General features: G+C 67.0%; 5 protein-coding genes. 4 read left to right on the forward strand and 1 reads right to left on the reverse strand.

Features of this window, described 5'->3' with window-relative positions:
• Positions 1–162 precede the first annotated feature (162 nt).
• The gene (locus ACVOJ1_RS08695; RefSeq protein ID WP_053515620.1) at positions 163–1,482 is read right to left on the reverse strand and encodes a M20 family metallopeptidase; all 1,320 of its coding nucleotides are present in this window, start codon (positions 1,480–1,482) and stop codon (positions 163–165) included.
• 185 nt (positions 1,483–1,667) lie between these two features.
• Between ACVOJ1_RS08695 and ACVOJ1_RS08700 the strand changes: the two genes are divergently transcribed.
• The 4 genes from ACVOJ1_RS08700 (at position 1,668) to ACVOJ1_RS08715 (ending at position 11,651) form a co-directional block, all read left to right on the forward strand.
• Positions 1,668–2,909 (forward strand): efflux RND transporter periplasmic adaptor subunit, encoded by a 1,242-nt coding sequence (locus ACVOJ1_RS08700; protein WP_346475331.1) that lies wholly within the window; start codon positions 1,668–1,670, stop codon positions 2,907–2,909.
• Positions 2,910–2,983: 74 nt separating this feature from the next.
• Positions 2,984–6,217 carry an efflux RND transporter permease subunit gene (locus tag ACVOJ1_RS08705; protein WP_053515615.1) on the forward strand — a complete coding sequence of 1,078 codons (3,234 nt, stop codon included), beginning with the start codon at positions 2,984–2,986 and terminating at the stop codon, positions 6,215–6,217.
• A 31-nt stretch (positions 6,218–6,248) separates the two neighbouring features.
• Positions 6,249–9,371 carry an efflux RND transporter permease subunit gene (locus ACVOJ1_RS08710; RefSeq protein ID WP_065174390.1) on the forward strand — a complete coding sequence of 1,041 codons (3,123 nt, stop codon included), beginning with the start codon at positions 6,249–6,251 and terminating at the stop codon, positions 9,369–9,371.
• 222 nt (positions 9,372–9,593) lie between these two features.
• Positions 9,594–11,651 carry a TonB-dependent siderophore receptor gene (locus ACVOJ1_RS08715; RefSeq protein ID WP_346480336.1) on the forward strand — a complete coding sequence of 686 codons (2,058 nt, stop codon included), beginning with the start codon at positions 9,594–9,596 and terminating at the stop codon, positions 11,649–11,651.
• Positions 11,652–11,684: the final 33 nt, after the last annotated feature.

Below are 11,684 nucleotides of genomic sequence, written 5' to 3' on the forward strand. Positions count from 1 at the left end.
GTTGGCGCCATGGATGGCGCCATCGAGCCCCCATGGACGGGTTTACGGCGTGTCCTGCAGGCCCACACCGCCCCGCCCAACCAACAGAAATCCAGCACCGCTTTTGCCGTTGACGTTGCCGTTGCTTCAGGGGTGCAGGGCTGCAAGCCCTGCCGGAAACCCTCACCCTGCCGGAGTGCCGGCACCGTGCAGGTAATCCAGGCTCACCTGCAGCAACGCACGCAGTCCCACGTCCAGCGCCTTCTCATCCAGCAGGAACTTCGGCGAATGATTGGCCGGTGCCGTCGCCGGATCGATGCCCACGCTGGTGGAGCCGACGAAGAAGAACATGCCCGGCACCTCCTTGGCATACAGCGAGAAGTCCTCCGCGCCCATCTGCAGGGGCGGTTCGTACACGTTGTCCTTGCCCACCACCGCCTGCAGGCTCGGCAGCATGCGTGCCGTCAGCGCCGGATCGTTGACCGTGGCCGGGTTGCCCTCTGATTCGTAGATGTCGGTGACCGCCTTTGCCCCGTGCGCGGCCGCAGTGTGCTCTGCGACGTTGCGCAGGTCGGCGAAGATCTGCTGGCGCATGCCCTCGTCGAACGTGCGGATGGTGCCGACCATCTCCACCTCGTCCGGAATGATGTTGTAGCGGATGCCGCCGTTGATCGCACCGAAGGTGAGCACCGCCGGCTGCTTGGACAGATTCGCGCGACGGCTGACGATGGTCTGCGCGGTACCGACCAGATCGGCCGTGGCAACGATCGGGTCGACACCGTTCCACGGCGCGGAGCCATGCGTCTGGCGACCGATCACCTTGATGCCGAAGCGGTCCGAGGCGGCCATCAGCGGACCGCCACGCACGGCGATCTGACCGGCCTGCACGCTGGAGAACACATGCAGGCCGAACACGGCTTCCGGCTTGAAGTCGGCGAACAGGCCCTCCTTCAGCATCAGCGCGGCACCGCCTTCTTCCGGCGGCGGCGCGCCCTCCTCTGCCGGCTGGAAGATCAGCATGACCTGGCCCGGCAGGTCCTTCTTCATTGCCACCAGCGCCTCGGCCACACCCAGCAGGGTGGCGGTATGGGCATCATGGCCGCAGGCATGCATCACGCCCACCGTCTGCCCGCGGTACTGATCGGTCGCCTTCGAGGCGAACGGCAGGCCGGTCTGTTCGGTCACCGGCAGCGCGTCCATGTCGGCGCGCAGGGCGATCTTCGGACCCGGCCTGCCGCCTTCGATGATCGCCACCACGCCATGATGGGCAATGCCGGTCTTCGGCTTCAGGCCCATTGCGCGCAGGTGCTTGGCGACCTCGGCCGAGGTCCGTACTTCGCGGTTGGACAGCTCCGGATGCTGGTGGAAATCACGGCGCCACTCCACCACTTTGGCCTGCAGCCGCTGTGCGGCCGCGGTCACCTCGGGACGCTGCCCGTCCTGGGCATGGGCAAGGGCCGGCAGGGCCAGGATCAGGGCGGACAGCAGCAACGAACGGCGCATCTCGGTACTCCACGGCAGGGTTCTGCACCTGAATGTAGGGCAACGCTGCCTTTACGGGAACCTCCACGGCCGGCACCGGTCCTAGCGCCCGTCCCATCCGTCATGCAGGAAACGTGATGTGGCACAGGTATGCTTTGCGCATTGCCCACCGGGCCCCGCCCGTCCAGCCCTCTTGGAGTCCTTGAATGTCACGTGTTTGGAAGATCGTGCTGCTGGTCGTGGCGGTACTGGTGCTGGCCGTGGTGGGCCTGCGCGTGCTGGGCGGTGGCAAGGACAAGGCCGGCAGGCCCGGCGTCGCCGCCGGCCAAGGTGGCGATGACGCCGATGCCGCACCGGTACCGGTGACCGTGGTCGACGCCGTGCGCCAGGACGTGCCCGTCTACGCCAGTGCGCTCGGTACGGTCACCGCGATGAATACCGTCACGGTCAGCCCTCAGGTCGGCGGCCAGCTGATGAGCCTGAACTTCCGCGAAGGCCAGGAAGTGAAGCAGGGCGACGTGCTGGCGGTGATCGACCCACGTACCGCCCAGGCCAGCTATGACCAGGCCGCTGCCGCCAAGCGCCAGAACGAGGCGCTGCTGGCGACCGCGCGCTCCAACTACCAGCGCTCCAATGCCCCCGAGTACCGCCAGTACGTCGCCAAGACCGATCTGGATACACAACGCAACCAGGTGGCACAGTACGAAAGCGCAGTGGCCGCCAACGAGGCGAGCATGCGCTCGGCGCAGGTGCAGCTGCAGTACACCAAGGTCACTGCGCCGATCTCGGGCATCGCCGGCATCCGTGCAGTCGATGCCGGCAACGTGGTCAACGCGGGCACCGCCCTGGTCACCCTGACCCAGATCCACCCGATCCACGTGCTGTTCAACCTGCCCGAACGCCAGCTCGGCGATGTGCGCCAGGCACAGGCGGCCGGCAGCGTTCCGGTGGCTGCGCTGGACCGTGCCGATTCGCACGTGCTGTCCGGCGACGGCAAGCTCGATGTGGTCGACAACCTGATCAGCGCCGACAGCGGCACCTTCAAGGCACGCGCGGTGTTCGACAATGCGGACAACGGCCTGTGGCCGGGCCAGTTCGTCAATGTGCGCATGCAGCTGCGCACCATCGGCGGCGGCGTGGTGATTCCGACCCAGGCCGTGCTGCGTGGCCCGGACGGCGAGTATGTCTACGTCGTGCAGGGCGACAACACGGTGAAGATGCAGACCGTGCGCAGCGGCGTGGAAGTGGGCGACAGCCACGTGCAGATCGCCGAGGGCCTGAAGGGAGGCGAGCGGGTGGTCAGTGAAGGCCAGTTCCGCCTGAAGCCCGGCAGCAAGGTCAAGGCCCTGAAGCCCGGTGAGACCCCGGCTGCACCCACCGAGGCCGAATTGAAGGCCGCCGAACAGAAGAGTGGCGGCGCAGGCCGCCGCGGTGGTGGCCCGCGCTGAGCGCAGGCCACCGATTCCTTTCGCGCCGGCATCGACGCCGGCGCTGCCATTGAAGCGCCAGCAAGGATCAGTCCGTGGGTTTTTCGACGATCTTCATCCGCCGCCCGATCGCCACCTCGCTGCTGATGGCGGGCCTGTTGCTGCTGGGCATTCTCGGTTATCGCAAGCTGCCGGTGTCGGCACTGCCGGAAATCGATGCGCCCAGCCTGGTGGTCACCACCCAGTACCCGGGTGCCAATGCCACCACGATGGCCTCGCTGGTCACCACCCCGCTGGAGCGGCAGTTCGGCCAGATCTCCGGCCTGGACCTGATGACGTCCGATTCGTCGGCCGGGCTGTCGACGATCATCCTGCAGTTCTCGATGGACCGCGACATCGATATCGCCGCGCAGGACGTGCAGGCGGCGATCCGCCAGGCCACCCTGCCCTCGTCGCTGCCCTACCAGCCGGTCTACAACCGGGTGAACCCCGCCGATGCGGCCATCGTCACCCTGAAGCTCACCTCGGACACGCGCCCGCTGCGGGAGGTCAACAACTACGCCGATTCGATCCTGGCCCAGCGCCTGTCGCAGGTGCAGGGCGTGGGCTTGGTGTCGATCGCCGGCAATGTCCGCCCGGCGGTGCGCATCCAGGTCAATCCGGCGCAGCTGTCGAACATGGGCCTGACCCTGGAAGAACTGCGCAGCGCGCTCACCCAGGCCAACGTCAATGCGCCGAAAGGCTCGCTGAACGGCAAGACGCAGTCCTACAGCATCGGCACCAATGACCAGCTGTCCAGTGCCGCCGAATACCGCGACACCATCATCAGCTACAAGAACGGCCGCCCGGTGCGGCTGTCGGACGTGGCCGCGGTGGTGGACGGCGTGGAGAACGACCAGCTGGCCGCATGGGCCGACGGCAAGCCGGCTGTCCTTCTCGAAGTGCGCCGCCAGCCGGGCGCCAACATCGTGCAGACCGTCGAGCGCATCCGCGCGATCCTGCCGCAGTTGCAGGGCGTGCTGCCGGCCGACGTGCATCTGGAGATCTTCAACGACCGTACCGAGACCATCCGCGCCTCCGTGCACGAAGTGCAGTTCACCCTGGTACTGACCATCGGCCTGGTCGTGGCGGTGATCTTCGTGTTCCTGCGCCGCCTGTGGGCCACGATCATTCCTTCGGTGGCGGTACCGTTGTCGCTGGCCGGCACGTTCGCGGTGATGGCGTTCACCGGCATGTCGCTGGACAACCTTTCGCTGATGGCACTGGTGGTCGCCACCGGCTTCGTTGTCGACGATGCCATCGTCATGATCGAGAACATCGTCCGTTACATCGAGCAGGGCAAGAGCGGCAAGGAAGCGGCCGAGATCGGTGCGCGCCAGATCGGCTTCACCGTGCTGTCGCTGACGGTATCGCTGGTGGCAGTGTTCCTGCCGCTGCTGCTGATGCCCGGCGTCACCGGCCGCCTGTTCCATGAGTTCGCCTGGGTGCTGAGCATCGCGGTCGTGCTGTCGATGCTGATCTCGCTGACGCTCACCCCGATGATGTGCGCCTACCTGCTCAAGCCCGACGCGCTGCCGGAAGGCGAGGACGCGCATGAACGGGCGCACGCGGCCGGCAAGCAGACCGTGTGGAGCCGCACCGTCGGCCTGTATGAGCGCAGCCTGGACTGGGTGCTGGACCACCAGCGCCTGACCCTGGCCGTGGCCGGCGGCGCCCTTGTGCTGACCGTTCTGCTGTACGTGCTGATTCCCAAGGGCCTGCTGCCCGAGCAGGACACCGGCCTGATCACCGGCGTGGTGCAGGCCGACCAGAACATCGCGTTCCCGCAGATGGAGCAGCGCACCAGGCAGGTGGCCGAAGCGCTGCGCAAGGATCCGGATGTGACTGGCGTGTCGGCTTTCATCGGCGCTGGCAGCATGAACCCCACGCTCAACCAGGGCCAGTTGTCGATCGTGCTGAAGGAGCGCAGCCAGCGTGATGGGCTGGACCGGATCCTGCCGCGCCTGCAGGAGGCCGTCGCCGGGATTCCCGGCGTAGCGTTGTATCTGAAGCCGGTGCAGGACGTCACCCTCGACACCCGCGTGGCCGCGACCGAGTACCAGTACTCCCTGTCGGACGTGGACGCGGCCACCGTCGCCACCCAGGCCACGCGCCTGACCGAGGCCCTGCGCCAGCGGCCGGAGCTGGCCGACGTGGACAACAACCTGTCCAACCAGGGCCGTGCCCTGCAGCTGACGATCGATCGTGACAAGGCCAGCGTGCTGGGCGTGCCGATGCAGACCATCGACGACACGCTCTACGATGCGTTCGGCCAGCGCCAGATCTCGACCATCTTCACCGAGCTCAACCAGTACCGCGTGGTGCTGGAAGTGGCACCGGAGTTCCGCACCAGCACCGCGCTGATGGAGCAGCTGGCGGTGGCCTCCAACGGTGCTGGCGCGCTGACCGGCACCAACGCCACCAGCTTCGGCCAGGTCACCTCCTCCAACTCCTCCACGGCCACCGGCATCGGCGCGCAGAACACCGGCATCACGGTCGGTGCCGGCAACATCATTCCGTTGTCGGCGCTGGCCGAAGGCCAGGTGACCAGCGCGCCGCTGGTGGTCAGCCACCAGCAGCAGCTGCCGGCCGTGACCGTCTCGTTCAACGTCGCGCCGGGCTATTCGCTGTCCGAAGCGGTACGCGCGATCCAGGAGACCAAGGACAGTCTGGACATGCCCGCGCACCTGCATGCCGAGTTCATCGGCAAGGCCGCCGAGTTCACCGGCAGCCAGACCGATGTGGTGTGGCTGCTGCTGGCCTCGCTGGTGGTCATCTACATCGTGCTGGGCGTGCTGTACGAGAGCTACATCCATCCGATCACGATCATCTCGACCCTCCCGCCGGCAGGCGTCGGCGCGCTGCTGGCGCTGATGCTGTGTGGCCTGAGCCTGTCGGTGGACGGCATCGTCGGCATCGTGCTGCTGATCGGCATCGTCAAGAAGAACGGCATCATGATGGTGGACTTCGCGATCGAAGCACGCCGCGCCGGTGCCAACGCGCATGAAGCGATCCGCCGCGCCTGCCTGCTGCGCTTCCGCCCGATCATGATGACCACGGCTGCGGCCATGCTCGGTGCGCTGCCACTCGCGCTGGGTACCGGCATCGGCTCGGAACTGCGCCGTCCGCTGGGCATCGCCATCGTCGGCGGCCTGCTGCTCTCGCAGCTGGTGACGCTGTACACCACGCCGGTGATCTACCTGTACATGGAGCGCTTCTCCGAGTGGCTGGCGCGCCGCCGCGAGCAGCGCGCACTGCGCGAGGGCACGCTGCAGGAGCCGCAGGCATGACCCCTGCCCCGCTGCTGCGGGGGGCCGCGCGATGAACCTGTCCGGCCCCTTCATCCGCCGCCCGATCGGTACCGCCCTGCTGGCCATCGGCCTGTTCATGGTGGGCCTGATCTGCTACCTGAGGCTGGGTGTATCGGCACTGCCGAACATCCAGATTCCGGTGATCTTCGTGCATGCCAGCCAGGCCGGTGCCGACGCGGCGACGATGGCCTCCACGGTCACCGCACCACTGGAGCGTCATCTGGGCCAGCTGCCGGGCATCGATCGCATGCGCTCGTCGAGCTCGGAAGGCAGCTCGCTGGTGTTCATGATCTTCCAGAGCGACCGTGACATCGATTCGGCGGCGCTGGACGTGCAGACCGCGATCAATTCCGCGCAGGCCGATCTGCCCTCGGGCATGGGCTCGCCGATGTACCAGAAGGCGAATCCGAACGACGACCCGGTGATCGCCATCGCACTGACCTCGCAGACGCAGTCGGCCGATGAGCTGTACAACGTGGCCGACTCGCTGCTGGCCCAGCGCATCCGCCAGATCAGCGGCGTGGCCTCGGTGGACATCGCCGGCGCGTCGACGCCGGCAGTGCGCGTGGACGTCAACCTGCGGCTGATGAACGCGCTGGGCCTGACCGCCGACGACCTGCGCAACGCGGTGCGCGCGGCCAATGTGACCTCGCCGACCGGCTTCCTCAGCGATGGCAACTCCACCACCGCGATCATTACCAACGATTCGGTGGCCCGCGCTGCGGACTTCGCCAACCTGGTGGTGAAGACCGAAGGCGACGGCCGGGTGATCCGCCTGAAGGACGTCGCCAACGTCTACGACGGCCAGCAGGACGCCTACCAGGCGGCATGGTTCGACCACAAGCCCGCGGTGGTCATGTATGTGTTCACCCGCGCCGGCGCCAACATCGTGGAGACCGTCGACCGGGTGAAGGCGCAGATCCCGACGCTGCGTGACTACCTGCAGCCGGGAACCACGATGACGCCATACTTCGACCGCACGCCGACGATCCGCTCGTCGCTGCACGAAGTGCAGATCACCCTGCTGATCAGCCTGGCGATGGTGGTGCTGACCATGGCGCTGTTCCTGCGCCGGCTCGCCCCGACCCTGATCGCGGCCGTGACGGTGCCGCTGTCGCTGGCCGGCGCCGCACTGGTGATGTATGCGCTGGGCTTCACCCTGAACAACCTGAGCCTGCTGGCGCTGGTGATCGCGATCGGCTTCGTGGTGGACGATGCGATCGTGGTGATCGAGAACATCATGCGCCACCTCGACGAAGGCATGCCGCGCCTGCAGGCAGCGTTCACCGGCGCACGCGAGATCGGCTTCACGATCGTCTCGATTACCGCCTCGCTGGTTGCGGTGTTCATCCCGCTGCTGTTCGCCAGCGGCATGATGGGCGCGTTCTTCCGTGAGTTCACCGTCACCCTGGTGGCGGCGATCGTGGTCTCGATGATCGTCTCGCTGACGCTGACGCCGGCGCTGTGCAGCCGGTTCCTCAGTGCGCACGACCATCGCGCGGCACCCTCGCGCCTGGGCCGCTGGCTGGACGCCGGCCACGAACGCATGCTGCGCATCTACACGGTGTTCCTCGATTTCTCCCTGCGCCACGCGTTGCTGCTCTCGCTCACGCCGCTGATCCTGATCGGCGTGACCGTCTTCCTGTTCGGCGCGGTGAAGAAGGGAGCCTTCCCGCCACAGGACACCGGGCTCATCTGGGGCCGCGCCAACTCCAGCGCGACCGTGTCCTTCGAGGACATGGTCAACCGCCAGCGCCGCATCACCGACATGCTGATGGCCGACCCGGCGGTGAAGACCGTCGGCGTGCGCCTGGGCAGTGGCCGCCAGGGTTCCAGCGCGCAGTTCAATGTCGAACTGAAGTCACGCAAGGAAGGCCGCCGCGAGACCACCGCGCATGCACTGGCGCGACTGAGCGCCAAGGCCGACCGCTATCCCGACCTGCAGCTGCGGCTGCGCGCCATCCAGGATCTGCCCAGCAACGACGGCGGCGGCTCCAGCCAGGGCGCGCAGTACCGCATCTCGCTGCAGGGCAACGATCTGGCGGCGCTGCAGGAGTGGTTGCCGAAGCTGCAGGCGGAACTGAAGAAGAACCCCAAGCTGCGCGATGTCGGCACCGACGTGGACAACGCCGGCCTGCGCCAGAACATCGTGATCGACCGCGCCAAGGCCGCGCGACTGGGCGTCTCGGTCGGTGCCATCGACGGTGCGCTGTACGGTGCATTCGGCCAGCGCCAGATCTCGACGATCTACTCGGACATCAACCAGTACAGCGTCGTGGTCAATGCCCTGCCTTCGCAGACGGCGACCCCCACCGCACTGGACGAGGTCCATGTGCGCGCAGGCAATGGCGAGATGGTGCCGATCACTGCGGTGGCCACCCAGGTACCGGGGCTGGCGCCTTCGCAGATCACGCATGAGAACCAGTACACGACGATGGACCTGAGCTACAACCTCGCCCCCGGCGTCAGCATGGGCGAGGCAAAGGCGATCATCGATGCGACCGTGGCCGGCATGCGCATGCCGGGCGACATCCGCCTGGCCGACGATGCGGGCTTTGGCTTCAATTCCGATCCCAGCGACATGCTGATCCTGGTATTGGCGGCGATCCTGACCGTGTACCTGGTGCTGGGCATGCTGTACGAAAGCCTGATCCATCCGGTGACGATCCTGTCCACGCTGCCGGCGGCAGGCGTAGGCGCGCTGCTGGCCCTGTTCGGTACCAACACCGAGCTGTCGGTCATCTCGATGATCGCGCTGGTGCTGCTGATCGGCATCGTCAAGAAGAACGCGATCATGATGATCGACTTCGCGCTGGTGGCGCAGCGCGAGCACGGACTGACCCCGCGCGAGGCCGCACGCGAGGCCAGCATCGTCCGCTTCCGGCCGATCATGATGACCACGATGGTGGCCATCCTGGCTGCGGTTCCGCTGGCAATCGGCCTGGGCGAAGGGTCGGAGCTGCGCCGGCCGCTGGGCATCGCGATGATCGGTGGCCTGCTGTTCTCGCAGAGTCTGACCCTGCTCAGCACGCCGGCCCTGTACGTGATCTTCTCCTGCCTGGCCGAGCGTTGGCGGGCGCGGCGCGCGCGCAGGCGCGAGGCGAAACTGCTCAAGCGCGCGCAGCGCGCCTAGCCTCGGTAGCGCCGGGCCACGCCCGGCGCGCCGCTACCACCCGGGCGACGCTCACGGTTTGACGCGCTGTAACGAAAAGAGAACAATTCGCAACCAGCCATGGTCCTGCGCCCCTGCGGCGCCCCGCTCCCAGTTCACGGACAGCCTGCGTGATCCCAGCCACTGCCTCTTCCCCCAACCATGGGTGGATGGCCTGTGGCCGTCCGCCGAGGAATCCGATCGATGCCTTCGTTCCGCACCCCGCGCCTGGCCCTGCTGGCCGCCGCCCTGTCCACCGCCTGCGCAGCCCATGCGCAAGCCCCGGCTGATGCCCGCAGCGCCACCGACCTGGACGCCATCAAGGTGGTCGGCGAACGCACCCACACCGAAGCCGGCGCGCTGGGTGACCGTGTCCTGCGCGATACCCCGTTCGCCATTACTGCGGTCGGCCGCGAACAGCTCGAGCAGCGCCAGGTCGTATCGCTGGGCGAAGCCTTCCTGTTCGATCCATCGGTCACCACCCAGGTAAGCGCCTACGCCAGCGGCTGGAGCTCGCCCATCCGCAACCGCGGCATCGATCTGAACTACGACAGCTACCGCGTGAACGGTCTGCAGGTGTCCTCGTGGGGCACCGAATGGCCGCTGGAAGTGATGGAACAGGTGGACCTGCTGAAGGGCCCCGGCGGCTTCCTGTACGGCTTCGGCGCGCCCGGCGGCATCGTCAACTACATCACCAAGAAGCCGACCGATACCCGCACCTTCTCGGCGCAGCTGGGCTGGCGCGAACAGGCCATCATCAGTGGTGGTGTCGATGCCGGTGGCCGCTTCGGCAACGAAGATATGCTCGGCTATCGCTTCAACGCGTATCAGGAGAAGGGCGAAACCTTCAACGGTGGCCATGTCGACCGCAAGGTCGGCGCGCTGTCGCTGGACGCGCGCCTGAGCGATGCGCTCACCTGGACCTTCGACGGCGTGTTCCAGTCGCGCGACCTGAGCGAAGAGTCGCCGCAGTACTACTTCATCGGCATGACCTCGCTGCCGCGGCCGATTGCCGGCGACGTCGACAACAGCGTGCCGGGCACCTACTACGATACCCGTTCCAGCCTGCTGTCCACGGCGTTCACCTGGCAGATCAACAGCGGCTGGAAGGCCAGCCTGAGCTACGGCGTCACCACCTCCTGGAACGACGTCAACAAGATCTTCGCCTACATCGACGATCCGAACGGCGACTACAACGTGAATGTGTATGAGCTGGGCGGCAAGAGCCAATGGAAACTGGCGCAGGCGCTGGTGCAGGGCGGCTTCCGCACCGGCCCGCTGCAGCACCAGCTGGTGGCCGGCGTCAGCCACCAGACCGGGCTGGGCTGGGACCGCCCCTACGAGTGGAACACCATTGGTCGCGCCAACCTGTACCAGCGTTCGGCCATCCGCCACGACGCGGTGGGTTCGCGGGTGATGACCCGCGGCGATGAAACCGTGCAGCAGGCCGTATTCGCCAGCGATACCGTGGACTTCGGCGGGGGCTGGTCGGTGCTGGCCGGCTGGCGCTACAACGACTTCGAGACCAAGGGCCGTTACCACACCTACCCGGTCACCCCGACCTATGCGGTGATGTTCAAGCCCAGCGAGGCCGTGACCCTGTACGCCAGCTACATTGAATCGCTGGAAGCCGGCAGCCGCGTGGGCAACCCCTACATCAACGCCGGTGATGTGCTGGGTCCGACCATCAGCAAGCAGTACGAGGTCGGCGCCAAGGTAGAAGCCTCGCGCTGGAATGCGAACGTGGCCGCATTCCGCCTGGAACGCGGTGCCAACATCGACCAGCCCACCGACGCCGGCCTGCGCCTGGTGCAGGATGGCATCACCCTGTACGAAGGCGTGGAAGCCAGCGCCGACCTGCACCTGACCGATGCGCTGACCGTGGGTGGCGGCGTGACCTGGCTGGACCCGACCTACGACAGGCTGTCGCCCGACAATGCCGCGCAGGAAGGCAACCGCACCGTCGGCGCCGCGCGCTGGAGCGGTGTGCTGCATGCCAGCTACCAGCTGCCGTGGGTCGATGGACTGGAAACCTATGCTGCCGTGCGCTACTACGGCGATGTCTGGTACGACGCCGACAATACCCTGAAGCTGCCCGACTACACCCTGGTCAATGCCGGTGTGGGCTACCGCCTGATGGCGTCGGGGCACCCGGTCACCCTGCGCGCCAGCGTGGAGAACCTGGCCAATCGCAGGTACTGGTCGAACGCGGGCGTCGGCCTGCCGCGCACCTTCGCGGTGAGCGTGCGCTGGGAGATGTAACCCGGCTTGTGCGGGTGCGGACCGTGGGTCCGC

The organism is Stenotrophomonas sp. STEN225 (genome assembly GCF_056756445.1).

Bases quoted from the DNA above. Each gene is read 5' to 3' on its own strand.
- ACVOJ1_RS08695 (WP_053515620.1), bottom strand. From the start codon at position 1,482: ATGCGCCGTTCGTTGCTGCTGTCCGCCCTGATCCTGGCCCTGCCGGCC.
- ACVOJ1_RS08700 (WP_346475331.1), top strand. From the start codon at position 1,668: ATGTCACGTGTTTGGAAGATCGTGCTGCTGGTCGTGGCGGTACTGGTG.
- ACVOJ1_RS08710 (WP_065174390.1), top strand. From the start codon at position 6,249: ATGAACCTGTCCGGCCCCTTCATCCGCCGCCCGATCGGTACCGCCCTG.
- ACVOJ1_RS08715 (WP_346480336.1), top strand. From the start codon at position 9,594: ATGCCTTCGTTCCGCACCCCGCGCCTGGCCCTGCTGGCCGCCGCCCTG.